This is a genomic window from Paraburkholderia sp. OAS925, from assembly GCF_040543975.1.
Taxonomy (GTDB): Bacteria; Pseudomonadota; Gammaproteobacteria; order Burkholderiales; family Burkholderiaceae; genus Paraburkholderia; species Paraburkholderia graminis.
In genome coordinates, this window is sequence record NZ_JBEUNO010000001.1 from 827248 (window position 1) to 853997 (window position 26750).

Genomic DNA, 26750 nt, shown 5'->3' on the forward strand with positions numbered 1-26750 from the left:
TACCCATGACTTACCTCGTCATCAAATGGCTGCACGTGCTTTCATCGACGATTCTGTTCGGCACCGGCATCGGCTCCGCCTTTTACATGCTGCTGACCAGCCTCGGCCGCGATGCGAGGACCGTCGCGCGCGTCACCCGGCTCGTGGTGATCGCCGACTGGCTGTTCACCACGCCCACCGCGATCCTGCAGCCGGCCACCGGGCTTTACCTCGCGCATCTGGCGAACATGCAGTTGGCAAGCGGCTGGCTCGCGTGGTCGATCGGGCTGTATGTGCTGGCCATCGGCTGCTGGCTGCCCGTGGTGTTCCTGCAAATGCGCCTCGCCGCGTCGGCCCGGGTGAGCGCTGAAACCGGGCGTCCGTTGAGCGCCGCCTACTGGCGAATGCTGTGGATCTGGGTCGCGCTCGGCGCAATCGCATTCTTTGCCTTTGTCGGCATCTTCTGGCTGATGGTGACGAAGGGCGCCTGAGCGCGGAATGGGGCGGCCCATAGCGCGGACTGCGGTGCACTGCCTGGCCCTCAGCCCCGCCGCCGCCTCCTTTTCCGCCCTCAACGCGGCGTTGGCCGATGCGGTAGAATTCCATTTTGGAATAAGGATCGGAAGATGCACTGGCAGCCTCGGATCGCCCATTTGATGCCCGTCCCGCGTGAGTCTCGCCCCGCGGCGGAGCGTCACGTCCGCCAGGCACGATCGTGTAGCAGTATCTGAGCGCCGCGAAGCGTCCGACGTGAGTAGACCGTCGGTGGCGCTTCGCTCCCAAGAAGATTTCCAAGCATTGCGCCCCACGCGCACAGTCAGCCGGCGCCTCGCCACGAGAGCGTCGGGCTGATCCACCGAGTCGTCCACACATGAACGCACCTCAAGTATTCGATCCGCACGGAGCCGCCACTGCGGTCGCCGCCGATCCCGAAGCGCGCCTGCGCGAAATTCCCTACAACTACACGTCGTTTTCCGACCGGGAAATCGTCATTCGTCTGCTAGGCGACGACGCCTGGGCCGCGCTGGCCGAACTGCGCGCGGAGCGCCGCACCGGCCGCTCGGCGCGCATGCTCTATGAAGTGCTCGGCGACATCTGGGTGGTGCGCCGTAACCCGTATCTGCAGGACGACCTGCTCGACAACCCCAAGCGCCGCGCGATGCTGATCGAGGCGCTGCATCACCGGCTGTCGGAGATCGAGAAGCGCCGCCGCGCCGATCTCACCGAGCATGGCGACGAAGCGGGCGTCGACCGCGCCGCGCGCGTGGAAACGCTGGTGCAGGCCGCGCGCCGCGCCGTCGACGAATTCGAAAGCGAGTTTCAGAAGACCTACGATCTGCGCCGCCGCGCGACGAAGGTGCTCGGCCGCGTCACGGAAAAGGACAACATCAAGTTCGACGGTTTGTCGCGCGTGTCGCACGTGACCGACGCGACCGACTGGCGCGTCGAATATCCGTTCGTCGTGCTGACGCCGGATACCGAAGCCGAGATCGCCGGCATGATCAAGGCGTGCTTCGAGCTCGGCCTGACGGTGATTCCGCGCGGCGGCGGCACCGGCTACACGGGCGGCGCGGTGCCGCTCACGCCGTTCTCGGCCGTCATCAATACCGAAAAGCTCGAACAGCTCGGCGCAGTCGAAATGACCGAACTGCCGGGCGTCGATCGCAAAGTGCCGACCATTTTCTCCGGCGCGGGCGTCGTCACGCGCCGCGTGACCGAGGCGGCCGAGCAGGCGGGCTTCGTGTTCGCCGTCGATCCGACTTCGCTCGACGCGTCGTGCGTCGGCGGCAATGTCGCGATGAACGCGGGCGGCAAGAAAGCGGTGCTGTGGGGCACGGCGCTCGACAACCTCGCCTGGTGGCGCATGGTCGATCCGGAAGGCAACTGGCTCGAAGTCACGCGTCTGGATCACAACCTCGGCAAGATTCACGATATCGAAGTCGCGCGTTTCGAGCTGAAATGGTTCGACGGCAACTATGCGCCGGGCGAGAAGCTGCTGCGCACGGAAGCGCTCGACATCAAGGGCCGCGTGTTCCGCAAGGAAGGTCTGGGTAAAGACGTCACCGACAAATTCCTCGCCGGTTTGCCTGGCGTGCAGAAGGAAGGCTGCGACGGACTCATCACGTCCGCGCGCTGGGTGCTGCACAAGATGCCGGCGCATACGCGCACTGTGTGCCTCGAATTCTTCGGCCAGGCGCGCGAAGCGATTCCGAGCATCGTCGAAATCAAGGACTATCTGTTCGAAACGTCGAAGCAGGGCGGCGCGATTCTGGCTGGTCTCGAACATCTCGACGAGCGCTATCTCCGCGCGGTCGGCTACGCGACCAAGAGCAAGCGCAACGGCTTTCCGAAGATGGTGCTGATCGGCGACATCGTCGGTAACGATGCGGATGCGGTTGCACAGGCGACGTCTGAAGTCGTGCGCATGGCCAACGGCAAGAGCGGCGAAGGTTTCGTCGCGGTCAGCGCCGAGGCGCGCAAGCGCTTCTGGCTCGACCGCAGCCGCACCGCCGCGATCGCGAAGCACACCAACGCGTTCAAGATCAACGAAGACGTGGTGATTCCGCTCGACCGCATGGGCGAGTACACGGACGGCATCGAACGGATCAACATCGAGCTGTCGATCAAGAACAAGCTGCAACTGGTCGACGCGCTCGAAGCGTTCTTCAAGGCAGGCAAGCTGCCGCTCGGCAAGAGCGACGACGCCAATGAAATTCCGAGCGCCGAACTGCTCGAAGACCGCGTGCAGCAGGCGCTGGATCTGCTCAAGCGCGTGCGCACGCGTTGGGAGTTCTTGCGCGACAAGCTCGACCTGTCGTTGCGCGAGGCGCAGCATTATCTCGTCGGACTCGGCTACGAAGCGCTCGCCGAAAAATTCGCCGATCGCGTCGACGCACAAGCTGATGCGACCGTGTTCCATGTCACGCAGGACCGAACGATCCGCGTGTCGTGGAAGCAGGAAATCCGCGCTGAATTGCGGCAGATTTTCAACGGCGGCGAGTTCAAGCCGATCCTCGACGAAGCGCAGGCGATCCACAAGCAGGTGCTGCGCGGCCGCGTGTTCGTCGCGCTGCACATGCACGCGGGCGACGGCAACGTGCACACGAACCTGCCGGTGAACTCCGACAACTACGAGATGCTGCAAGACGCCCACACGGCGGTCGCGCGCATCATGAAGCTCGCGCGTTCGCTCGACGGCGTGATTTCCGGCGAGCACGGCATCGGCATCACGAAGCTCGAATTTCTCACCGACGACGAGATCGGCGAATTCCGAGCGTATAAGCAGCGCGTCGATCCGCATGGCCGCTTCAACGCGGGCAAACTGCTCGAAGGCGCGGACTTGCGCAACGCCTACACGCCGAGCTTCGGCCTGATGGGCTATGAATCGCTGATCATGCAGCAGTCGGATATCGGCGCGATTTCGGAGTCGATCAAAGACTGTTTGCGTTGCGGCAAGTGCAAGCCGGTCTGCGCGACCCACGTGCCGCGCGCGAACCTGCTGTACAGCCCGCGCAACAAGATTCTCGCGACCTCGCTGCTGGTCGAGGCGTTCCTGTACGAAGAGCAGACGCGCCGCGGCGTGTCGATCAAGCATTGGGACGAGTTCGGCGATGTCGCCGATCACTGCACCGTGTGCCACAAATGCGTGACGCCGTGCCCGGTGAAGATCGACTTCGGCGACGTCACCATGAACATGCGCAACCTGCTGCGCAAAATGGGCAAGAAGAAGTTCAATCCGGGCAACGCAGCCGGCATGTTCTTCCTCAACGCGACGAATCCGCAGACCATCAACCTCGCGCGCACGGCGATGATGGGCATCGGCTACAAGGCGCAGCGCCTCGGCAACGAAGTGCTGAAGAAGTTCGCGAAGAAGCAGACGGCGCACCCGCCGGCAACGGTCGGCAAGCCGCCGGTCACGCAGCAGGTGATCCACTTCATGAACAAGAAGATGCCGGGCAATCTGCCGAAGAAAACCGCGCGCGCATTGCTCGATATCGAGGACAACAAGATCGTCCCGATCATCCGCAATCCGAAGACGACCACGGCCGATACGGAAGCGGTGTTCTACTTCCCCGGTTGCGGTTCGGAGCGGCTTTTCTCGCAGGTCGGCCTAGCGACTCAGGCGATGCTGTGGGAAGCGGGCGTGCAAACCGTGCTGCCGCCGGGCTATCTGTGCTGCGGCTATCCGCAGCGCGGCTCGGGTCAGTTCGACAAGGCCGAGCAGATCGTCACCGACAATCGCGTGCTGTTCCATCGCGTCGCGAATACGCTGAACTATCTCGACATCAAAACGGTGGTGGTGTCGTGCGGCACCTGCTACGACCAGCTCGCCGGTTATGAATTCGACAAGATTTTCCCGGGCTGCCGGATCATCGACATTCACGAGTTTCTGCTTGAAAAAGGCATGAAGCTCGACGGCGTCACAGGCACGCGCTACATGTACCACGACCCGTGCCACACGCCGATCAAGACGATGGACCCGGTCAAGCTGGTGAACGCGCTGATGGGTTCCGAGAAGGACGGCTACAAGATCGAGAAGAACGATCGTTGCTGCGGCGAATCGGGCACGCTCGCGGTCACGCGTCCCGACATTTCGACGCAGGTGCGCTTTCGCAAGGAAGAAGAAATCCGCAAGGGCGCGGCCAAGCTGCGCGGCATTCCGCTCGTCGCCGAAGCCGGCGCGAACGCGATCAATCCGGCCAATGCATCGGCCGGCACCGCGGGTGCGGCGAATGGCTCCGTGCTGAAGGCCGGCGACGGTCCGCAGCCGAAGGGCGCCACCGACGTCAAGATTCTCACGAGCTGCCCGTCGTGCCTGCAAGGCCTGTCGCGCTACAACGAAGACGCGGGCATCGAGGCGGATTACATCGTCGTCGAAATGGCGCGTCACGTGCTCGGTGAAGACTGGATGGTCGACTACGTGCAGCGTGCGAACAATGGCGGAATCGAGCGCGTGCTGGTTTAATGGCACGACTGACGATTTTTGCCTGAGGACGACGATGGATTGCGTTTTTTGCCGTGAAGATGGCGGCGATGTGCTGTGGCAGGACGACACGTTGCGCGTCGTCCTCGCCGACGAACACGATTACCCGGGGTTTTGCCGCGTGATCTGGAACGAGCACGTAGCGGAGTTTTCGGATCTCGACGCGGCGGGCCGCGATCGCGTGATGAAGGCGGTGTATGCGGTCGAGCGCGCGATGCGGCGCATTCTTCAGCCGGCGAAGGTGAACCTCGCGAGCCTCGGCAACCAGGTGCCGCATGTGCATTGGCACGTCATTCCGCGTTTCTCGAACGACGCTCATTTCCCGCTGCCCATCTGGGCGCCGCGCCAGCGCACGGTGTCCGAAGCGATGCTGTCGTCGCGCCGCGCGCAGGCCACGCTGCTGCGCGAAGCGGTGCGGCAGGAAATCGAACACGCTCTCGCCTGAGCGCCATTCACTCGCCGCTTCGCGCCGCGCTCATGGGGCGCATCGGGCGCGGCGGCGCTTTCATATCGACATATCGAGGCCATCATGAGCGGACTGACTCCCGATACTCCGGTGCCGACCGGCGTCGTCGTGCATTCGAAGTCGCGCGTGCTGGAATTGCAGTACGCGAGCGGCGAATCGTACCGGCTGCCGTTCGAGCTGCTGCGCGTGTATTCGCCGTCGGCGGAAGTACAGGGCCACGGTCCCGGCCAGGAAACGCTGCAAACCGGCAAGCGCGACGTCACGATCACGATGATCGAAGGCGTCGGCAACTACGCCATTCAGCCGACGTTCTCCGACGGGCACTCCACCGGCATCTATTCGTGGGACCTGCTCTACGATCTGGCACGGCGCCAGGATGAACTGTGGCGCGCGTATCTCGACAAACTGGCTGCGGCCGGCGTCGACCGCGATACGCCGATGGCCGCGCCGGGCGCTGCGCACGGCCACCGTCACTGATACGATTCGCCAGAACTGCCGCACCTGCGGCGCAATATTTTCAGAATACGCGGAAAGGACAAGCGCGATGAGCAAAACCCACTTCGGCTTTCAATCGGTCGACGAACAGGAAAAGGCGCAGAAGGTGGCGGGCGTGTTCCACTCGGTGGCCGCCAACTACGACTTGATGAACGACCTGATGTCGGGCGGGTTGCACCGTGCGTGGAAGATGTTCACGATCGCGCAGGCCCACGTGCGGCCGGGCTACAAGGTGCTCGACATCGCGGGCGGCACGGGCGATCTGTCGAAGGCGTTTGCGAAGCAGGCGGGCGAAACCGGTGAGGTCTGGCACACGGACATCAACGAGTCGATGCTGCGTGTCGGCCGCGATCGTCTGCTCGACAAGGGCGTGATTACGCCGGCGCTGCTCTGCGACGCCGAGAAGATTCCCTTCCCGGACAACTACTTCGATGTGGTCACCGTGGCATTCGGCTTGCGCAACATGACGCATAAGGACATCGCGCTGGCGGAAATGCGCCGCGTGCTGAAGCCGGGCGGGCGTCTGCTCGTGCTGGAATTCTCGAAGGTCTGGGACCCGCTGAAAAAGGCCTACGACGTCTATTCGTTCAAGGTCTTGCCGTGGCTCGGCGAGCGTTTTGCGAAAGACGCGGAGAGCTACCGCTACCTCGCCGAATCGATCCGCATGCACCCGGACCAGGAAACTTTGAAAACAATGATGGAACAAGCGGGCCTCGACAGCGTCAAATATTACAATTTGTCAGCCGGCGTGGTAGCTTTGCATGTGGGGACCAAATACTAGGGTTCCTAACCCGTCGATTTTTAAAGGAATGCACCGAAATGTCCGATTCAATGCTGTTATCTCCCCGTAAGGTCAAGCGGTCTCTGGCGAGAAGAATCGGACTGATCGCAATGGTCGGTCTGATCGTCGCCGGCTCCGTCGCCTCGCTCGACGCCGAAGCGCGCCGCATGGGCGGCGGCCGCAGCATCGGCCGTCAGTCGAACACCGTTCAGCAGCAGGCTGCTCCGCAACCTTCGCCGACCAACCCGGCCATGCAGCAGCGCGCGCAACCCGCGCCGGCGCCTACACCGGCGCCGGCCGCGCAGCCTAACCGCTCGCGCTGGCTTGGGCCTATCGCCGGTCTCGCAGCCGGTCTCGGCATCGCCGCGTTGCTGTCGCACTTCGGTTTGGGCGGCGCGTTCGCGGGCGCGATGGCCAACATCATCGTGATCGCATTGCTCGCGATGATCGGCATCTGGCTGATCCGCCGCTTCCTGGGCCGCAAGCGCGATACGTCGCAACCGGCTTACGCCGGGCATTCGCCGTCGCTGAATTCCGGCGCCACGGGCTATACGCAGGAGCCGCAAGAGCCGCGCTATACGGCGCCGCCTGCCGGTTCGTATCTTGAGCCGCAAGGCAATCCGCTGACCACGCCGTCGGTGAACGCAACGCCGAGCGTGCCGGCCGGCTTCGATTCCGAAGCGTTCCTGCGCAACGCGAAGGTGTATTTCGTGCGACTGCAAGCCGCATGGGACGTCGGCAATATCGACGACATTCGCGAGTTCACCACGCCGGAAATGTTCGCCGAGGTTCGCGTCGACCTGTCTTCGCGCGGCGCCGGAACGAATCAGACGGATGTCGTGCAGTTGAACGCCGATTTGCTCGGCGTCGAAGAACGCGCGAACGAATACTTCGCGAGCGTGCGCTTCTCCGGGCTGATCCGCGAGGCGCCGGGCGCGGCGGCCGAGCCGTTCGTCGAAGTGTGGAATCTGTCCAAGGCGAACCGTCCGGGCGAAGGCTGGCTGCTCGCCGGCATCCAGCAGGTCGCGCAGCACTGAGACGCGAGAGCGTCGCGGCCGTCCGTCCGGTGGTTCGCTTGCAACGTGCGCACATGTCGCCCGACGCTGATCCGCGGTTGATCATCAAGGCCCACGATTAGCCGTTCAGCCAGGCAGGCCGCGAAGCGAACGGACGTTACAATAGGAACCCGCGCGAGCAGTCGCTCCCGCGGGTTTTTTCTTGCCACCTTCAATGACCCTCGCCGCCAAGCCCTTTGTCGCTGCCGTCAATCATCTGCTCGCCCGCGAATCGTGGGCTCGCGAGCGCCTCGCCCCTTACGCGGGCAAGACCGCGCGACTGTCGTCGCCGCCGGTCGTGCTGGCGCTCGTCGTGCAGCCGGACGGCTATCTGGGCGCGCTCGGCGAAACCGACGCGCAACAGTTCGACGTGACGCTTTCGGTGCCGTCGGATGCGTTGCCGGCGTTCGTCCAGGGTGGCCAGGCCGCGGTCATGAAGCACGTGAAGATCGACGGCGACGCCGAGTTCGCGACCGTCATCGCCAAACTGGCGGAGCATCTGCGCTGGGAGCCGGAAGAAGATCTGGCGAAGCTGATTGGCGACGGCCCCGCGTGGCGGGTCGCGTCGATTGCGCGCACGGTCGGCGAACATGTGCAGCGCACCGGTCGCAATCTGCTCGACACGGCCGCCGAATATCTGCTGGACGAAAATCCGCAACTCGTGCGCCGCACCGCGCTCGACGACTTCAACGTCGAGCTGGCGCAAGCGCGCGATGCGCTCGCGCGAGTCGAAAAACGCATCCAGCGTCTTGAACAGAAGGTCGAAGCCCGCGGCGCCGCCGCGCCGGGCAGCGCCGCCACGTTGCGCGGCACGCGCTAGTCACCGGGCACCACTATGCGTTTTCTGCGTTTCCTCAAGATCTTTTTCACGGTTATCCGCTTCGGTCTCGACGAGATGATGCTCGGCCGCATCAACGACCGGCGCGTGCGCATGCTGCTGCGTATCACCACGCTCGGACGGAATTTCGACGCGCCGCCTGGCGTGCGCTTGCGCCTCGCGCTAGAAAGCCTCGGGCCGATCTTCGTCAAGTTCGGGCAGGTGCTGTCGACGCGGCGCGATCTGTTGCCCGTCGACATCGCCAACGAACTCGCGAAGCTCCAGGACCAGGTGCCGCCGTTCGATTCGGCGGTGGCCATCGGGCTCGTCGAGAAGTCGCTCGGCGCGCCGGTCGATGTGCTGTTCGACGATTTCGAGCGCGTGCCGGTGGCCAGCGCTTCCATCGCGCAGGTGCACTTCGCGACCGTGAAGGCCGGGCAGCACGCGGGCAAGGCCGTCGCGGTGAAAGTGCTGCGTCCGAACATGCTGCCGGTGATTGATTCGGACCTCGCGTTGCTGCGCGACATCGCCGTATGGGCCGAGCGCTTGTGGGCCGACGGCAAGCGCCTGAAGCCGCGCGAGGTGGTGGCCGAGTTCGACAAGTATCTGCACGACGAACTCGATCTGATGCGCGAGGCCGCCAACGGCAGCCAGTTGCGCCGCAATTTCGCCGGGCTCGATCTGCTGCTCGTGCCCGAAATGTATTGGGAATTTTGCACGCCCACCGTGCTGGTGATGGAGCGCATGGTCGGCGTGCCGATCAGCCAGGTCGATACGCTGCGCGCGGCGGGCGTGGATATTCCGAAGCTCGCGCGCGAAGGTGTGGAGATTTTCTTCACGCAGGTGTTCCGCGACGGCTTTTTCCACGCGGACATGCACCCCGGCAACATCCAGGTGAGCCTCGATCCGGCGCACTTCGGCCGCTATATCGCGCTTGATTTCGGCATCATCGGGGCGCTGTCGGACTTCGACAAAAATTACCTCGCGCAGAACTTCCTCGCCTTTTTCAAGCGCGACTACCATCGCGTCGCGACGCTGCATCTCGAGTCGGGCTGGGTGCCGCCGACCACGCGCGTCGAGGAACTGGAAAGCGCGATTCGCGCGGTATGCGAGCCGTATTTCGACCGCGCGCTGAAGGACATTTCGCTCGGTCAGGTGCTGATGCGCCTGTTCTCGACGTCGCGCCGCTTCAACGTCGAAATTCAGCCGCAGCTTGTGCTCCTGCAAAAAACCATGCTCAACGTCGAGGGGCTCGGCCGCTCGCTCGATCCCGAACTCGATTTGTGGAAGACGGCGAAGCCCTATCTCGAACGCTGGATGAACGAGCAGATCGGGCTGCGCGGCTGGTACGAGCGGTTGAAGATCGAGGCGCCGCAGTGGAGCAAGACGCTGCCGCAATTGCCGCGGCTGATCCATCATGTATTGGCCGAGCGCCACGATCATGGGCGCGTCGGCAACGACGACATGATCCGGCAGATCCTGCTCGAGCAGAAACGCACGAACCGGCTGCTGCAAGGATTGCTGCTGTTCGGCGTGGCCGTCGGTGTCGGCGCGGCGCTTGCGCGAGTGTTCCTCGCGCTGGCGTACGGCGCCTGATCCAAGCGAAGCCTAAGCGGCCCGAATGCGAGGCGAACGATGAGCGATCCGAGCCAAGATCCGACCCAATCCCCGATGCCCGATTTCGAGAGCCGCGATCCGAATTCGCCGGCGTTCTGGGACGAGCGTTTCGAGCGTCATTTCACGCCGTGGGACCAGGCGGGCGTGCCATCGGCGTTTCAGTCGTTTGCTGGGCGTCATGCCGGCGAGGCGGCGCTGATTCCCGGTTGTGGCAGCGCCTACGAAGCGGCCTGGCTGGCCGCGCACGGCAGTCCGGTGCGCGCCATCGACTTTTCGCACGCAGCCGTCGCGGCGGCGCGCGCGCAGTTGGGCGAACAGCATGCACAGCTCGTCGAACAGGCGGATTTTTTCAGCTACGAGCCGCCGTTTGCGCCCGCATGGATCTACGAGCGCGCGTTTCTGTGCGCGTTGCCGCCTGCGCGCCGCGACGACTATGCGCGCCGCATGGCCGAACTGTTGCCGCCAGGCGCGCTGCTCGCCGGCTTCTTTTTTATCGGAGCGACGCCGAAAGGGCCGCCGTTCGGCATCGAGCGCGCTGAACTCGAGACACTGCTCACGCCGCATTTCGAACTGATCGAAGATGAGGCGGTCAGCGATTCGATCGCGGTGTTTGCGGGACGCGAGCGCTGGCTGACGTGGCGCCGCCGAGGCTGAACGTCGAGCATCGCCCACCGAGGCCGCCGCCGCTGCCGGTCCGAGCGCCGCCGCGCCTACGCATTGCTCGCGCGGCCCTTGATTTTTCATGCAAGCGCCCCCATCTGGCGCGACGGCGGCTGCGCCGGACGCTCATCCCCAAAATGCCGGGGAGCGTTACGGTTTGCGGCTATAATTCAAGGCTTTGCAAGCGTTTACAAGATTTCAGTAGGGAACAGGTCATGCCGATCTACGCTTATCGTTGCGAGTCATGCGGCTTTGGGAAGGACGTCCTTCAGAAGATGAGCGACCCCCAGTTGACGCAATGTCCCGAGTGCGGGAAAGACACTTTTCGCAAACAGGTCACGGCCGCGGGCTTCCAGTTGAAGGGCTCCGGCTGGTACGTGACCGACTTCCGCGGCGGCAACAGCGGCGCGCCCGCGAAGGCCGACGCCAACGGCGCGTCGAATGGCGCTGCCAACGGCGCCTCGGGCGAGAACGCCGCGGCTGCCAGCAACGGCGCCGCCAAATCCGACACAGCCGCAGCCAGCAGTTCAGCCGCGGCGCCGGCAGCACCGGCTGCAACGCCGGCGGCCAGCACGCCCGCAAGCGGCTCCAGCAGCGTCTAGTAGCACTGCCGCCCTCGCGGGCGGCGCACACGCCGCGCATTGCTTCGGCGGCGCGGCTTTCTGGCGGTACACATGACGACGAAAAAAACGACGCTCAAATCGGTGTTTCTGACTGGCCTCCTGGTGCTGGTGCCTTTGGCCATCACGCTGTGGGTGCTCGGTCTGATCATCGGCACGATGGATCAGACGCTGTTGCTGCTGCCGCGCGCATGGCAGCCCGAGCGCGTGTTCGGTTTCCGCCTGCCCGGCCTCGGCGCGGTGCTGACACTGGCATTCATCTTTGTCGTCGGGCTGTTGACTCAGAACTTCGTCGGGCAGAAGCTCGTGAAGTGGTGGGAAGTCGTGGTCGCGCACATTCCCGTGGTCGGGCCGATCTACACGAGCGTCAAGCAGGTGTCCGACACGCTGCTGTCGAGCAGCGGCAACGCGTTTCGCAAGGCGCTGCTCATCGAATACCCGCGCCGCGGCTGCTATACGATTGCGTTTCTGACCGGCATTCCGGGCGGCGACGTGATCAATCACCTGAAAGAAGATCACGTCAGCGTTTATGTGCCGACCACGCCGAATCCAACGTCCGGCTTCTTCCTGATGGTGCCCAAGAGCGAAGTGATCGAACTCGACATGACGGTCGACGCCGCGCTCAAGTACATCGTCTCGATGGGCGTCGTGGCGCCGTCCGCGCCTCCGGCGCCGGTGCGCCGCACGACAGTCGAGCCTCCGCTGTAATGCCGGCGCGCAACGTTTCACGCAGTGTCGAACTGCGGCGCGCCGATCAACCAATGCAAAACGAAAGTCAAACATCATGTCGATGAGATCTGAATACTGCGGTCTGGTGACCGAAGAACTACTGGGCCAAACCGTCTCGCTGTGCGGCTGGGTCAGCCGCCGCCGCGACCACGGCGGCGTTATCTTCATCGACCTGCGTGACCGCGAAGGCCTCGTTCAGGTCGTCTGCGACCCGGATCGCGCGGAGATGTTCAAGGCGGCCGAAGACGTGCGCAACGAGTTCTGTCTGCAGATCAAGGGCGTGGTGCGCGCGCGTCCCGAAGGCACGACGAACGCCGCGCTCAAGAGCGGCAAGATCGAAGTGCTGTGCCACGAACTGATCGTGCTGAACGCGTCGGTTACGCCGCCGTTCCAGCTCGACGACGACAACCTGTCGGAGACCACGCGCCTCACGCATCGCGTGCTCGATCTGCGCCGTCCGCAGATGCAGCACAACCTGCGTCTGCGCTACCGCGTCGCGATCGAAGTGCGCAAGTACCTCGACACGCTCGGCTTCATCGACATCGAAACGCCGATGCTGACCAAGAGCACGCCGGAAGGCGCGCGCGACTACCTGGTGCCGTCGCGTACGAACCCCGGTCAGTTCTTCGCGCTGCCGCAGTCGCCGCAGCTCTTCAAGCAGCTCTTGATGGTGGCGAACTTCGACCGCTACTACCAGATCACCAAGTGCTTCCGCGACGAAGACCTGCGCGCCGACCGTCAGCCGGAATTCACGCAGATCGACTGCGAAACCTCGTTCCTGTCGGAACAGGAAATTCGCGATCTGTTCGAGGCGATGATCCGTCATGTGTTCAAGGAAACGATCGGCGTTTCGCTCGACGAGAAGTTCCCGGTCATGGAGTATTCGGAAGCCATGCGCCGCTTCGGTTCGGACAAGCCGGACCTGCGCGTGAAGCTCGAATTCACCGACCTGACCGACGCGGTCAAAGACGTCGAGTTCAAGGTGTTCAGCACGCCGGCCAACTCGAAAGACGGCCGCGTTGCCGCCATCCGCGTGCCGAAGGGCGGCGAGCTTTCGCGCGGCGACATCGACAGCTACACGGAATTCGTGCGCATCTACGGCGCGAAGGGTCTCGCGTGGATCAAGGTCAACGAAGTGGCGAAGGGCCGCGACGGTCTGCAAAGCCCGATCGTCAAGAACCTGCATGACGAAGCGGTCAAGGCGATTATCGAGCGCACCGGCGCGCAAGACGGCGACATCATCTTCTTCGCGGCGGATCGCGCGAAGGTGGTGAACGACAGCCTGGGCGCGCTGCGTCTGAAGATCGGCCATTCGGAATTCGGCAAGGCCAATGGCCTCGTCGAGTCCGGCTGGAAGCCGCTGTGGGTGGTCGACTTCCCGATGTTCGAATACGACGAGGAAGACAACCGCTACGTCGCCGCGCATCATCCGTTCACGAGCCCGAAAGACGAGCACCTCGAGTACCTGGAATCGGACCCGGCGCGCTGCCTCGCGAAGGCCTACGACATGGTGCTGAACGGCTGGGAAATCGGCGGCGGCTCGGTGCGTATCCATCGCGAGGAAGTGCAGAGCAAGGTGTTCCGCGCGCTCAAGATCAACGCCGAAGAAGCGCAAGCCAAATTCGGCTTCCTGCTCGACGCGTTGCAGTACGGCGCGCCTCCGCATGGCGGCATCGCGTTCGGTCTGGACCGCATCGTCACGATGATGGCCGGCGCCGATTCGATCCGCGACGTGATCGCGTTCCCGAAGACGCAGCGCGCGCAAGATCTGCTCACGCAGGCGCCGAGCGAAGTGGACGAGCGCCAGTTGCGCGAGTTGCACATCCGTCTGCGCACGCCGGAACCGAAGGCATGACGATTTGATGCCGGGTGCTGTCTGAAAACGACAGCAGAAGCAAAACGAAAAGGCGCGGGAGGAAACTCCGGCGCCTTTTTCGTTTTTTGCGTTACAGTCGATGCAACAGCTTTCGACTGTTCATTGGACCACCCGCCGACATGTATCGCGCAAGCATTGCGCCCAGTTTTCACATCATGCCGAAACCGCCGAAGATCCCGCAGTCCGTACTCGTCGTCATTCATACGCCCTCGCTCGATGTGCTGCTGATCGAGCGCGCCGATATGCCGGGGTTCTGGCAGTCGGTGACGGGTTCGAAAGACCGGCTCGACGAACCGCTCGCCGAAACGGCCATGCGCGAAGTGGCCGAGGAAACCGGCATCGTGATCGGCAGCGCTGCTGTGCCGCAAAGCGCGCTGTTCGACTGGCAATACTCGATCGAATACGAGATCTATCCGCAGTTTCTGCATCGCTATGCCGAAGGCGTGATCCACAACACCGAGCACTGGTTCAGCGTAGAAGTGCCCGAGCGCCTCGAAGTCACGCTCGCGCCGCGCGAGCACACCGCGTTTCTTTGGCTGCCGTATGAAGAGGCGGCGTCGCGCTGCTTTTCGTCGTCGAATGCGGATGCGATCCTGCAGTTGCCGAGCAGGCTGCGCAAGCGTTCGGAGTCTCGCCGATGAGCGTCGGCGGCGCACGCCGTTTCGCCCGTCTGCGGCAATCGCTGCTCGGCCGCCGCTATTGGCAGCGCTACCGCTTCACGAGCGGCAACGACGTCAAGCTGCTGCGCTCCGGCGACGAGTTCTTCAGCGCGCTCGTGCAGCGTGTGGATGCCGCCGAGCGCGACGTGGTTCTCGAAACCTATATCTTTTGCTACGACGAGGCCGGGCAGATGGTCAACGCGGCGCTGCTGCGCGCTGCGGCGCGCGGCGTGCGTGTGCGCGTGATCACCGACGGTGTCGGCACCGCCCGCCTGCCGATGTTCGACGAGTGGACCGGCGCGGGCATCGAGCATCGCATCTACAACCCGCACATTTTCGGGCGCTTCGGTTTCTCGCGCACGCACCGCAAGCTGGCCGTGATCGACGACGCGTTTGCGTATTGCGGCGGCATCAACATCGTCGACGATTATGAAAACAACGGCGAGACGCTGCCGTATCGGCGCTGGGATTTCGCGGTCGAATTGCATGGGCCGGTGGTGAGCGACGTGCGCCAGGCGTTCGAAGTGCAATGGCGGCGGATTCGCGTCGGGCATCGGCCAGTGGAGTCGCTCGAGCCCGATCTCAGTCCGAAGACGTCCGCGTCGCTCGGCAGCCTGCGCCGTCGACGCCGGCGCCGCAACGAAGAACTGTGGGCGGGCGGCGAACCGTGCGTGGCGTTCGTCGCGCGCGACAACCTGATCAATCGGCGCGCCATCGAAAAGGCGTATCTGACGGCGATCGGCCAGGCGCGCAACGAGGTGCTGCTCGCGAATCCGTACTTCATGCCTGGCCGCAAGCTGCGTCGCGCGCTCGTGTATGCGGCGCGGCGCGGCGTCGTGGTGAAGCTGATTATCGGCCGCAAGGAGTTCAAGGCGCTCGACTACGCGGTGCCTTTTCTCTATCGCGCGTTGCTGCGGGCGGGCGTGCAGATCGCGGAGTACGAGAAGACCATGCTGCACGGCAAGGTCGCGGTGGTCGACTCGAACTGGGCGACCGTGGGTTCGTCCAATCTCGACGCGCTCAGCCTCATGCTGAATAACGAGGCCAACGTCGTGCTGGTGAACGATCCGTCGATCGACGCGCTTCGCGAAGCGATCCTCGTCGCGTTCAAGGACTCGCGGCGCATCGACGAAGCGCACTACGACGCGCGTCCGGCCGGCGAACGGCTGCTTAACTGGCTCGCCTACACGACGTATCGGCTGGCGATGAAGGTGCTGACGGTGGGCGGCTACGATTAGCGGATAAGGCCGACGCTTCAGAAGCACGCTCAACCATTTCCCGATGTCTTTCAGACTTTTCGCGCAGCCCCTTCGCGGACCCCGAAACCATAATCGCCGCTCACCAGCGGTCAAGCGCCCGACGCGAGAAGATGCGAGCCCATGCGAGCCCATGCGTCGGCGTCAAAGACCTCTGCCATCAAGCAGCGTGCGCCGATGGCACCGCACCGCGCACCGTGAGCGGCGCGAAGCCACCGGCCAGTCATCGAGGTCCGTCCGTCCCATGCCAGCGCATTCCGAAGCCGCATCCGATAACAGCAACATATCAAGCCTGCATGACCAGGCTCTGGCAGCGTACCGGGCCGGTCGCCACGACACCGTCCACGCGCTCGCCGCGCAAATCCTGACGCTGGACGGCGAGCACACCGGCGCCATGCATCTCGAGGGCCTGCTCGCGCTTGCCACCGGCCAGCCTGAAGTGGCGCGACACTGGCTCGAGCGGGCGATCCAGCTCGGCCCGGAAGCGAACCTCTACAACACGCTGTACGCGATTCAGCTCAGACTGGGCGATCACGACGGAGCCGTCGACAGTTTGCGCAAGGGGCTCGCACTGCAGCCGGAGTTCACTGCGCTTCACTACAACCTGGCGTTGACGCTGCAACATCTCGACCGTCCGGAAGACGCGGCAGTCAGTTACCGTCGGACGATCAAGATTGAACCTGGCCACTCCGCGGCGCACAACAACCTCGGCCGCATCTTCGCGGACCTGGGCGCTCTACAGGAAGCCGAGCATCACTACCGGCGCGCGCTCGAACTCGCGCCGGCCAATCTCGTCGCACGCAATAACCTGTCGATGCTGCTGCTCGCCACCGGCCGTTATCAGGAAGCCTGGCCATATTTCGAAGACCGCTGGGTCAGCTTCCGTCACGCCGACGGAAGTCCCGCGCGAGTGCCCATCCAGGCGCCGTTGCCGCGCTGGTGGGGCGAAAGCCCCGCCGTGGTCGGCGCAGCGGAGCCGAAACGTATGCGCAGCGAACGTCTGCTCGTGCTCGACGAGCAAGGCTACGGCGACAGTCTGCAATTCGTGCGCTATCTGCCAATGGCGCTCGAACTGTTCGCGCAGGTCGGCTATGTATGCCCGGCGCCGCTGCGTCGCCTGTACGCAGAATCGCTGTGTTCGCGTTGGCCGGGGCTCGTGCTGCTCGACGAGCCGGCGTCCGATTTTGCGAGCTGGGATCGCTATTGCCCGCTGATGTCGTTGCCGATGGCGTTCGGCACGCAAGTCGCGACCATCCCGGCGGACACGCCGTATCTCCACGCCGATATGACGCGTGCCGCCGCCTGGCGCGCGCGGCTCGACACGTTGCCGGACGCGCACTTGCCGCGCATCGGCGTGGTATGGGCGGGCGGTCATTCGGGCATCGCCGTGGATCGCCGGCGCAGCCTCAGCGCAGCTCAGCTTGCGCCGCTCTTCGCGCTCGATCAGATCCGCTGGATCAGTCTGCAAAAGACCGACGATCCCGCCAAGCTGGCCGATCCGGCCAGCCAGGCGCGCCTAACGGACTGGACCGCCGATCTCACGGACTTCGCGGATACCGCCGCGCTGATCGCCAACCTCGATCTGGTGATTTCCGTCGATACCTCGGTCGCGCATCTCGCCGCGGCCCTGGGCAAGCCGGTATGGCTGCTAAACCGTTTCGCGGGTTGCTGGCGTTGGCTGCGCGGACGGGACGACAGCCCGTGGTATCCGGGCTTGCGTCTTTTCACGCAAACTCAGCGCGACGACTGGGACGACGTGCTCGCGCGGACATGCGAGGCACTCAAGCAGCGCTACGCAATCGGAGCTTAAACGTGTTCTAGATTCGCTTGCGCTGCTGCATCATGTCAGCCGGCTGCGCAGTTCGAGGAAGCGGATGGGTCAATGCAAAACTGCCTGACGACAAACCCCTCTAAAAAATCCGATTCCTCTGATTGCTACATGCCCCAAAATTGAAGCCAGGTTAGAAACCGGTTTCTAATAAAGTCCTTGTTTCGCGGACGGCGCCACTCAATAATAGTACGGCCGTTCGATTTTCTTTCGGTCACATTAGAACGGTAAAAGCTATGCGAAAAGGCGAACAAACGCGAGCCGCAATTCTCGATGCAGCACTTGATCTTGCAAGCCGCGACGGACTCGAAGGTCTGACGATTGGCCTCCTGGCCGAGCGCATGCAGATGAGCAAAAGCGGTGTGTTCGCGCATTTCGGGTCGCGCGAGGACTTGCAGGTGGAAGTCGTGCGCGAATATCACCGTCGTTTCGAAGACGAGGTGTTTTTCCCGAGCCTGCGCGAGCCTCGCGGATTGCCGCGTTTGCGCGCGATGATCTCCCGCTGGATCGAGAAGCGCATTCAGGAAGTGACCACCGGGTGCATCTACATCAGCGGCGCCGTTGAATACGACGACCGCGCGGACAGCCAGGTGCGCGAACAACTGGTGTCGAGCGTGACGATGTGGCGCGCGGCGCTCACCCGCGCGATTTCGCAGGCAATGGAAGAAGGGCATCTGCGCGCGGACACCGATCCGCAATTGATGCTGTTCGAACTGTACAGCTTCACGCTGGGTCTGCATCACGACGCGCGTTTCCTGCATCTGCCGGATGCGGTGCGTCTGACGTGGGCCGCGTTGGAAAAACTGATTGTTTCGTATCAAAGCGAAAGCCGTTAGCAGAGAGCCGATCCGCGTCGCGCGTGCAGCTAACGGCCTGGCTTCATGTTTAAACTTTGGAGAGACTCATGGGACAGTACGCCGCGCCGCTGCGCGACATGCAATTCGTGTTGCACGAGCTGCTTAACGTCGAAGCCGAGATCAAGCAGATGCCGAAGCACGCGGATCTCGACGCCGGGACGATCAACGCCGTGCTCGAAGAGGCCGGCAAGTTCTGCTCCGAAGTGCTGTTTCCGCTGAATCACAGCGGCGACCAGGAAGGCTGCACGTACGTCGGCGACGGCGTCGTGACCACGCCGAAGGGTTTCAAGGAAGCCTATCAACAGTACGTTGAAGCCGGCTGGCCCGCGCTCGGTTGCGATCCCGAGTACGGCGGCCAGGGGCTGCCCGCGTTCGTCAACAACGCGCTCTACGAAATGCTGAATTCGGCGAACCAGGCATGGACGATGTACCCCGGCCTCTCGCACGGCGCATACGAATGCCTGCACGCGCACGGCACGCCGGAACTGCAAAAGGTGTATCTGCCGAAGCTGGTGTCGGGCGTATGGACCGGCACCATGTGTCTGACCGAGCCGCATTGCGGCACCGATCTCGGCATTCTGCGCACCAAGGCCGAGCCGAATAGCGACGGCTCGTATGCGATCAGCGGCACGAAGATTTTCATCTCCAGCGGCGAGCATGATCTTGCGGAGAACATCGTTCACCTCGTGCTCGCGCGTCTGCCGGATGCGCCCAAAGGCACCAAGGGCATTTCGCTTTTCATCGTGCCGAAGTTCGTGCCGAACGAAGCAGGCGAGCCTGGTGAACGCAACGGCGTGAAGTGCGGTTCCATCGAACACAAGATGGGCATTCACGGCAACGCGACCTGCGTGATCAATCTCGACAACGCGAAGGGCTGGCTCGTCGGCGAGCCGAACAAAGGCTTGAACGCGATGTTCGTGATGATGAACGCTGCGCGTCTGGGCGTCGGCATGCAGAGCCTCGGCTTGACCGAAGTCGCGTACCAGAACTCGCTGACGTATGCGAAAGAACGTCTGCAAATGCGCTCGCTGACCGGTCCGAAGGCCCCGGACAAAGCCGCTGATCCGATCATCGTGCATCCCGACGTGCGCCGCATGCTGCTCACGCAAAAGGCCTATGCGGAAGGCGCGCGCGCATTCTCGTACTGGTCCGCGCTGCATATCGACAAGGAACTGTCGCACGCCGACGAATCCGTGCGCAAGGAAGCCGCCGATCTCGTCGCGCTGCTCACGCCGATCCTGAAAGCGTTCCTGTCGGACAACGCGTTCGAAGGCACGAATCACGCGATGCAGATTTACGGCGGCCACGGCTTTATCGCCGAGTGGGGCATGGAGCAGTACGTGCGCGACGCGCGCATCAACATGATCTACGAAGGCACGAACGCGATTCAGGCGCTCGACCTGCTCGGCCGCAAGATTCTCGGCGACATGGGCGCGAAGATGAAGAAGTTCGGCAAGCTCGTGACCGAGTTTGTCGAAGCCGAAGGCATCAAGCCGGAGATGCAGGAGTTCATCAACCCGCTCGCCGACATCGGCGAAAAGGTGCAGAAGCTGACGATGGAAATCGGCATGAAGGCCATGCAGAACCCGGACGAAGTGGGTGCCGCGGCCGTGCCGTATCTGCGCACTGTAGGCCATCTCGTGTTCTCGTACTTCTGGGCACGCATGGCGCGCGTCGCGCTGGATAACGAAGCATCGGGCGATCCGTTCTACAAGGCCAAGCTCGCCACCGCGCGCTTTTACTTCGCGAAGCTGCTGCCCGAAACGGCCATGACGATTCGCCAGGCGCGCGCCGGTTCCAAGCCGCTGATGGACTACGAAGAAGCGCTGTTCTAAATCAACTCACGGAAAGTCGCCGCGCCGGTTCCAACGACGCGGCGATTTTGCCGGCCCCATCCATCGCGAAGTAGTCGAGATATCCGCGACACATTCGCGACACCGCATAACTCCCCGGAGGAACAACGTGAGCAATCTGATCATTCGCAAGGTAGCCGTGCTCGGCGCCGGCGTGATGGGCGCGCAGATCGCCGCGCACCTGATCAACGCCAAGGTGCCGGTGCTGCTGTTCGACCTGCCCGCAAAGGAAGGTCCGAAGAACGCCATCGCGTTGAAGGCGATCGAGAATCTGAAGAAGCTGTCGCCCGCGCCGTTCGGCGTGAAGGACGACGCGCAGTACATTCAGCCCGCGAATTACGGCGACGACATCGAGAAGCTCGCCGAATGCGACCTCGTGATCGAAGCGATCGCCGAGCGCATGGACTGGAAGCACGACCTGTACAAGAAGGTGTCGCCGCACATCGCGCCGAACGCGATCTTCGCGACCAATACATCGGGCCTGTCCATCACCGAGTTGTCGCAAGGTTTCGCGGACGAACTCAAGGCGCGCTTTTGCGGCGTGCATTTCTTCAATCCGCCGCGCTACATGCATCTGGTCGAACTGATTCCGACCGCGACCACGCGCCCGGAAATTCTCGATCAACTCGAAACGTTCCTGACGAGCGTGGTCGGCAAGGGCGTCGTGCGCGCGAAAGACACGCCGAACTTCATCGCGAATCGCGTCGGCATTTTCTCGATTCTCGCCGTGATTACCGAGGCCGCAAAATTCGGCCTGCGTTTCGACGAAGTGGACGACCTGACCGGCTCGCGTCTCGGTCGTGCGAAGTCGGCGACGTTCCGTACTGCTGATGTCGTGGGTCTCGACACGATGGCGCACGTCATCAAGACGATGCAGGACAACCTGAAGGACGATCCGTTCTTCCCGGTCTACGAAACGCCGGCCGTGCTCGCCGAACTCGTGAAGAAGGGCGCGCTCGGTCAGAAGACGGGCGGCGGCTTCTACAAGAAGGAAGGCAAGGCGATCAAGGTGCTCGACCCGAAAACGGGCGAGTACGTGGACGGCGGCGCGAAGGCCGACGAACTGGTCGGCCGCATTCTGAAGCGTCCGCCGGCTGAGCGGCTGAAACTGCTGCGCGAATCGGAGCATCCGCAAGCCCAATTCCTGTGGTCCATTTTCCGCGACGTGTTCCACTACATCGGCGTGCATCTGGAATCCATCGCCGATAACGCGCGCGACGTCGACCTCGCCATCCGCTGGGGTTTCGGCTGGAACGAAGGTCCGTTCGAAGGCTGGCAGACGGCCGGCTGGAAGCAGGTCGCCGAATGGGTGCAGGAAGACATCGCGGCGGGCAAGGCGCTTTCGACTGTGCCATTGCCTTCGTGGGTGCTCGACGGTCCCGTCGCCGAAAAGGGCGGCGTGCATACGAACGAAGGTTCGTGGTCGCCGGCTTCGAAGACGTTCGTGCCGCGCTCGTCGCTTGGCGTGTATGAGCGCCAGGTGTTCCGCGCACCACTCGTCGGCGAAACGGCTGCGGACCCGAAGACTTACGGCAAGACGCTATTCGAAACGGACGCGGTGCGCGCATGGGTCGACGACCGCGCCGGCGAGAACGATGTTCTGATCGTGTCGTTCAAGAGCAAGATGAACACGATCGGACCGTCGGTGATCGACGGTTTGACGCAGGCCATCGAACTGGCCGAGAAGGACTACAAGGGTCTCGTGATCTGGCAGCCGACGTCGCTGAAACTCGGCGCGCCGGGCGGCCCGTTCTCGGCGGGCGCGAACCTCGAAGAAGCGATGCCCGCGTTCATGATGGGCGGCGCGAAAGGCATCGAGCCGTTCGTGAAGAAGTTCCAGCAAGGCATGCTGCGCGTGAAGTACGCGAGCGTGCCGGTTGTGGCCGCAGTGTCGGGCATTGCGCTCGGCGGCGGCTGCGAGTTGCTGCTGCATAGCGCGAAGCGCGTTGCGCACATCGAAAGCTATATCGGTCTCGTGGAAGTCGGCGTGGGTCTCGTGCCTGCTGGCGGCGGCCTGAAGGAAGCGGCGTTGCGCGCGGCCGAGGCCGCGACGCAAGTCGGCGCGACCAACGATCTGCTGAAGTTCGTGCAGAAGTCGTTCGAAAACGCGGCGATGGCGAAGGTGTCGGCGTCCGCGCTCGACGCCCGCGCGATGGGTTATCTGAAGCCGTCGGACACGATTGTGTTCAACGTGTTCGAGTTGCTCGACGTCGCGAAGAAGGAAGCGCGCGCACTCGCTGGCGCTGGTTACCGTCCGCCGCTGCGCGTCACGCAGGTGCCGGTTGCCGGACGCTCGGCGATCTCGACCATCAAGGCATCGCTCGTGAACATGCGCGACGGCCGCTTCATCAGCGAGCACGATTTCCTGATCGCGAGCCGCATCGCCGAAGCCGTGTGCGGCGGCGACGTGGAAGGCGGCAGTCTCGTCGACGAAGAATGGCTGCTGCAACTCGAGCGCCGCGCGTTCGTCGATCTGCTCGGCACGCAGAAGACGCAGGAGCGGATCATGGGCATGCTGCAAACCGGCAAGCCGGTGCGGAACTAACAGCGACGCGCGCAAATTTCGGAGAAACAAATGAGCAAGCAATTGCAAGACGCATACATCGTCGCCGCGAGCCGTACGCCGATCGGCAAGGCGCCGCGCGGCGTGTTCAAAAACACGCGCCCTGACGAACTGCTGGTGCATGCAATCCGATCCGCCGTGGCCCAAGTGCCCGGCCTCGACACGAAGGTGATCGAAGACGCGATTGTCGGCTGCGCGATTCCCGAGGCCGAGCAGGGCCTGAACGTGGCCCGCATGGGCGCGCTGCTCGCGGGCCTGCCGCAGTCGGTCGGCGGCGTGACGGTGAACCGCTTCTGCGCGTCGGGCCTGACCGCGTTGGCGATGGCCGCGGACCGCATCCGCGTCGGCGAATCGGACGCGCTGATCGCGGGCGGCTGCGAGTCGATGAGCATGGTGCCGATGATGGGCAACAAGCCGTCGCTGTCGCCGCATATCTTCGATCGCAATGAAGATGTTGGCATTGCGTACGGCATGGGCCTGACCGCCGAGAAAGTCGCCGAGCGCTGGAAGATCAGCCGCGAAGCGCAAGACGCGTTCTCGGTCGAATCGCATCGCCGCGCGATCGCCGCGCAGCAGTCCGGCGAGTTCAACGACGAGATCGCCGCGTACACGGTCACTGAGCGCTTTCCCGATCTCGCCACGGGCGAAGTGCGCGTTAAAACGCGCGAAGTCTCGCTCGACGAAGGCCCGCGCGCCGATACGTCGCTCGAAGGTCTCGCGAAACTGCGCACGGTGTTCGCGAACAAGGGCTCGGTGACGGCCGGCAACAGCTCGCAGACCTCGGACGGCGCGGGCGCACTGATCGTCGTGTCGGAGAAGATCCTCAAGCAGTTCAACCTGACGCCGCTCGCGCGCTTCGTCAGCTTCGCGGTGCGCGGCGTGCCGCCGGAAATCATGGGCATCGGGCCGAAGGAAGCGATTCCGGCAGCGCTGAAGGCCGCGGGTCTGACACAGGACGACCTCGACTGGATCGAGTTGAACGAAGCGTTCGCCGCGCAATCGCTCGCGGTGATTCAGGACCTGGGCCTCGATCCGTCGAAGATCAACCCCCTCGGCGGCGCGATCGCGCTCGGCCATCCGCTGGGCGCGACGGGTGCGATTCGTGCGTCGACGGTCGTGCACGGCTTGCGCCGCCGCAACTACAAGTACGGCATGGTGACGATGTGCGTCGGCACGGGGATGGGCGCGGCGGGCATCATCGAGCGGCTGTGATACGGCTTGCTTCGGTGCACGCGGCATGCCGTTAAGGCGCTCGCAACGGTTCGCAGGCCTCGCGCTTGCGAACCGTTTTTGCTTTTACTACAGCAGATTCTGTAGCACATGAAGGAGACGAACATGACGACGGACATTCTGGTCGAGCGCGCCAACGGTGTGCTGACGATTGCCTTCAACCGGCCGGACAAGAAGAACGCGATCACGGCCGCGATGTATCAGACGATGGCCGACACTTTGGTCGACGCGCAAGCCGATGCGTCCGTGCGCGCCATTCTGTTTCGCGGCAGCGCGGGCATTTTCAGCGCGGGCAACGATCTCGAAGACTTCATGAAGGCGCCGCCGATGGGCGAAAACGCGCCCGTCTTCCAGTTCCTGCGCGCGATCAGTTCGGCGGAAAAGCCGGTGGTGGCGTCGGTCGCAGGGCCGGCGGTGGGCATCGGCACGACGCTGCTGCTGCATTGCGATCTGGTCTATGCCGCCGATTCGGCGAGCTTCTCGTTGCCGTTCGCGCAACTCGGGCTGTGTCCCGAAGCGGCGTCGAGTTTGCTGCTGCAACGCGTCGCGGGCTATCAGGCCGCGGCGGAAAAGCTGCTGCTCGGCGAGGCGTTCGACGCCGCCGAAGCGCAACGCATGGGCTTCGTGAATCGCGTGTTGCCGGCTGCGGAAGTCGACGCGTTCGCGGCATCGCAAGCCGCGAAGCTCGCCGCGTTGCCGGCGTCGTCATTGCGCGTGACCAAGAGCCTGATGAAGCGCGCGAGCCACCAGGAACTGCAAACGCAGATGTCGGAGGAAGCGCTGCACTTCGGCAAGATGCTGATCGCGCCCGAAGCGCGTGAGGCGTTCAAGGCGTTCTTCGAGAAGCGCAAGCCGGACTTCCGGCAATTCGACTGAGCAAGCAGGGCGGCTGCAAAGCGCCCACTTGTCCCGTTTGCAGAAGCCGCTCAGGGCTGCGCGGTGTCGTAATCGACGTAGCTGGTTTCGCGGCAGAAGCTGACGAGCCGCACGCCGGCCTTGCGGGCAATCGCAATCGCCAGCGACGACGGCGCCGAAATCGTCGCGAGCATCGGCACGTCGACGCGCGCGGCTTTGCGCACGAGTTCATAGCTCGCGCGGCTCGACAGAAACACGAAGCCCTCTTTGGTATCCGCGCGATCGAGCACGAGCTGGCCGATCAGCTTGTCGAGCGCGTTATGGCGGCCGACATCTTCGAACGCGTAGCGGATCGCGCCCGCGGCGTCGCACCACGCGGCGGCGTGCAGGCCGCCGGTGAGGCGCGTCAACGCCTGATGCGCGGGCAATTCGCGGGCCGCGCGCGCGATCGCGTCGGGCGCTAGCCGCTGCAAAAAGCCGGTATCGGGCACGCGTTCCGGCTTCAGATCGAGCAGATCGATGCTTTCGATGCCGCACACGCCGCAGCCGGTGCGGCCGGCCAACGCGCGGCGCTTTTGCTTCAGCGCGACGAATGCCTGCTGCACGACCTGCAATTGCACTTCGGCGTGCGGCAATTCGCCGTCGTCATGCAGTTCGACCTCGATGTCCTGAATGTCGCTGCCGCGCTCGACAATCCCTTCCGAAATCGCGAAGCCGACGGCGAATGCTTCGAGATCGCGTGGCGTGCACATCATCACCGCATGCGAGATGCCGTTGAAGACGAGCGCGACCGGCCACTCCTGGCCGACGTGGTCAGTGACCGTTTCGACCGCCGCGCCGCGATGGCGGTGCACCTGACGCTCCACCGCGCCGGGCTGGCCTGCTTGCAGTTCGTTCACGCTGATTCACTCCGTCGATGCCGTGCGTGCGCCCGGCCATGCCGCGCCGCCGACGCACGAATAAGGTTCTAAAATACCTCAAGCTGGCCTTGTGCGTTGCCCGTCATCCAAGAGGAAACTGTCATGGGACTCAACGAAGCACCGCTGCTGTTCAACTTCGAGGTGGAGTCGTCGCAGAATTTCACCTACATCCCGATGTCGGTTCGCTTCAATCTCGATCGTTTCGGGCTGCGCATTTCGCTCGCGCAATGGCAAATGCTGCCGCTGGAGGACCGCAAGCTGCTCGCGCGTTTTCCCGTCGAAGACGACGCGGAGATCGAGCCCAACTTCGATCACGCGCTGTTCGAGATGCTGCGCACTCACGCGAACGTCGAACCGGAGTGGTTCACGCCGGACGAAGCGCCCGCGTGGCGCGACACGGCGAGCGTGCCCGAAAGCGTCGAGCGTCAGGCGAAGCTGGCGGGCCTCGCGGGTCCGAGTGCCGCGCGCTGGGCGGAGCTCGAGCCGTTCAAGCGCTACGTGCTCGCGAAGTTGTCGCGCAAGCAGGAGATCAACCACGACTTCATCCCGGCGATGAAGGAATTTGGCGCGGCCGGCTAGGCGCGGCCGGCCAGCCGCGAGCGCACCCCACCAACTTTTTTTCACCTCCCACCCTCAACCTGTTCCGAACG

22 protein-coding genes are annotated in these 26750 nt (G+C 63.7%); 21 read left to right on the forward strand and 1 reads right to left on the reverse strand.

Annotated elements, in window-relative coordinates; genetic code table 11:
* Positions 1 to 5: 5 nt before the first annotated feature.
* The 20 genes from ABIE53_RS03715 to ABIE53_RS03810 all read left to right on the forward strand — a co-directional run bounded on the left by ABIE53_RS03715 (position 6) and on the right by ABIE53_RS03810 (position 25201).
* Positions 6 to 470, forward strand: coding sequence for a DUF2269 family protein (locus ABIE53_RS03715; RefSeq protein WP_006047976.1), 465 nt, complete (start codon positions 6 to 8; stop codon positions 468 to 470).
* A gap of 380 nt (positions 471 to 850) precedes the next feature.
* A complete protein-coding gene (locus ABIE53_RS03720; protein ID WP_006047975.1) occupies positions 851 to 4945 on the forward strand; it encodes a DUF3683 domain-containing protein in 4095 nt (1364 codons plus the stop codon).
* 34 nt (positions 4946 to 4979) lie between these two features.
* Complete coding sequence (locus tag ABIE53_RS03725; RefSeq protein WP_006047974.1) at positions 4980 to 5408, forward strand: HIT family protein; 429 nt, start codon at positions 4980 to 4982, stop codon at positions 5406 to 5408.
* Between the two features lie 84 nt (positions 5409 to 5492).
* On the forward strand, positions 5493 to 5906 hold the full coding sequence (locus ABIE53_RS03730) for a gamma-butyrobetaine hydroxylase family protein (protein ID WP_029970488.1): 414 nt from the start codon (positions 5493 to 5495) through the stop codon (positions 5904 to 5906).
* 67 nt (positions 5907 to 5973) lie between these two features.
* The gene (gene ubiE / locus ABIE53_RS03735; RefSeq protein ID WP_006047972.1) at positions 5974 to 6705 is read left to right on the forward strand and encodes a bifunctional demethylmenaquinone methyltransferase/2-methoxy-6-polyprenyl-1,4-benzoquinol methylase UbiE; all 732 of its coding nucleotides are present in this window, start codon (positions 5974 to 5976) and stop codon (positions 6703 to 6705) included.
* 38 nt (positions 6706 to 6743) lie between these two features.
* Positions 6744 to 7742: a Tim44 domain-containing protein gene (locus ABIE53_RS03740; protein ID WP_114155783.1), complete on the forward strand. Its 999-nt coding sequence runs from the start codon at positions 6744 to 6746 to the stop codon at positions 7740 to 7742.
* A 193-nt stretch (positions 7743 to 7935) separates the two neighbouring features.
* A complete protein-coding gene (locus ABIE53_RS03745; protein ID WP_029970486.1) occupies positions 7936 to 8580 on the forward strand; it encodes a ubiquinone biosynthesis accessory factor UbiJ in 645 nt (214 codons plus the stop codon).
* A gap of 15 nt (positions 8581 to 8595) precedes the next feature.
* Positions 8596 to 10173 carry a ubiquinone biosynthesis regulatory protein kinase UbiB gene (gene ubiB / locus ABIE53_RS03750; RefSeq protein WP_029970485.1) on the forward strand — a complete coding sequence of 526 codons (1578 nt, stop codon included), beginning with the start codon at positions 8596 to 8598 and terminating at the stop codon, positions 10171 to 10173.
* Between the two features lie 39 nt (positions 10174 to 10212).
* The gene (locus tag ABIE53_RS03755) at positions 10213 to 10848 is read left to right on the forward strand and encodes a methyltransferase domain-containing protein (RefSeq protein ID WP_192700012.1); all 636 of its coding nucleotides are present in this window, start codon (positions 10213 to 10215) and stop codon (positions 10846 to 10848) included.
* Between the two features lie 221 nt (positions 10849 to 11069).
* Positions 11070 to 11456, forward strand: coding sequence for an FmdB family zinc ribbon protein (locus tag ABIE53_RS03760; RefSeq protein ID WP_114155785.1), 387 nt, complete (start codon positions 11070 to 11072; stop codon positions 11454 to 11456).
* Between the two features lie 72 nt (positions 11457 to 11528).
* Positions 11529 to 12182, forward strand: coding sequence for a DUF502 domain-containing protein (locus ABIE53_RS03765; protein ID WP_006047966.1), 654 nt, complete (start codon positions 11529 to 11531; stop codon positions 12180 to 12182).
* Between the two features lie 76 nt (positions 12183 to 12258).
* Positions 12259 to 14058: an aspartate--tRNA ligase gene (gene aspS / locus ABIE53_RS03770; RefSeq protein WP_006047965.1), complete on the forward strand. Its 1800-nt coding sequence runs from the start codon at positions 12259 to 12261 to the stop codon at positions 14056 to 14058.
* A 176-nt stretch (positions 14059 to 14234) separates the two neighbouring features.
* Positions 14235 to 14720, forward strand: a complete 486-nt coding sequence (gene nudB / locus ABIE53_RS03775; RefSeq protein ID WP_192700013.1) for a dihydroneopterin triphosphate diphosphatase — start codon at positions 14235 to 14237, stop codon at positions 14718 to 14720.
* A complete protein-coding gene (clsB, locus tag ABIE53_RS03780; RefSeq protein ID WP_029970479.1) occupies positions 14717 to 15976 on the forward strand; it encodes a cardiolipin synthase ClsB in 1260 nt (419 codons plus the stop codon). The genes nudB and clsB overlap by 4 nt, the downstream gene beginning before the upstream one ends.
* A 262-nt stretch (positions 15977 to 16238) precedes the next feature.
* Positions 16239 to 17804: a tetratricopeptide repeat protein gene (locus ABIE53_RS03785; RefSeq protein ID WP_192700014.1), complete on the forward strand. Its 1566-nt coding sequence runs from the start codon at positions 16239 to 16241 to the stop codon at positions 17802 to 17804.
* A 254-nt stretch (positions 17805 to 18058) separates the two neighbouring features.
* Positions 18059 to 18658, forward strand: coding sequence for a TetR/AcrR family transcriptional regulator (locus ABIE53_RS03790; protein ID WP_006047961.1), 600 nt, complete (start codon positions 18059 to 18061; stop codon positions 18656 to 18658).
* Positions 18659 to 18726: 68 nt separating this feature from the next.
* A complete protein-coding gene (locus ABIE53_RS03795) occupies positions 18727 to 20514 on the forward strand; it encodes an acyl-CoA dehydrogenase C-terminal domain-containing protein (protein ID WP_107707347.1) in 1788 nt (595 codons plus the stop codon).
* 127 nt (positions 20515 to 20641) lie between these two features.
* Complete coding sequence (locus ABIE53_RS03800; RefSeq protein WP_192700015.1) at positions 20642 to 23077, forward strand: 3-hydroxyacyl-CoA dehydrogenase/enoyl-CoA hydratase family protein; 2436 nt, start codon at positions 20642 to 20644, stop codon at positions 23075 to 23077.
* Positions 23078 to 23107: 30 nt separating this feature from the next.
* Positions 23108 to 24307: an acetyl-CoA C-acyltransferase gene (locus ABIE53_RS03805; protein ID WP_029970476.1), complete on the forward strand. Its 1200-nt coding sequence runs from the start codon at positions 23108 to 23110 to the stop codon at positions 24305 to 24307.
* A gap of 123 nt (positions 24308 to 24430) precedes the next feature.
* Complete coding sequence (locus ABIE53_RS03810; protein ID WP_006047957.1) at positions 24431 to 25201, forward strand: enoyl-CoA hydratase; 771 nt, start codon at positions 24431 to 24433, stop codon at positions 25199 to 25201.
* 50 nt (positions 25202 to 25251) lie between these two features.
* Here the strand turns inward: ABIE53_RS03810 and fdhD are convergent, their stop codons facing one another.
* Positions 25252 to 26079, reverse strand: a complete 828-nt coding sequence (gene fdhD / locus ABIE53_RS03815) for a formate dehydrogenase accessory sulfurtransferase FdhD (protein WP_192700016.1) — start codon at positions 26077 to 26079, stop codon at positions 25252 to 25254.
* A gap of 123 nt (positions 26080 to 26202) precedes the next feature.
* Here fdhD and ABIE53_RS03820 point away from each other — a divergent pair, with 123 nt between their 5' ends.
* Positions 26203 to 26679 carry a nitrate reductase associated protein gene (locus ABIE53_RS03820; protein ID WP_114155791.1) on the forward strand — a complete coding sequence of 159 codons (477 nt, stop codon included), beginning with the start codon at positions 26203 to 26205 and terminating at the stop codon, positions 26677 to 26679.
* The last annotated feature ends 71 nt before the right edge of the window (positions 26680 to 26750 follow it).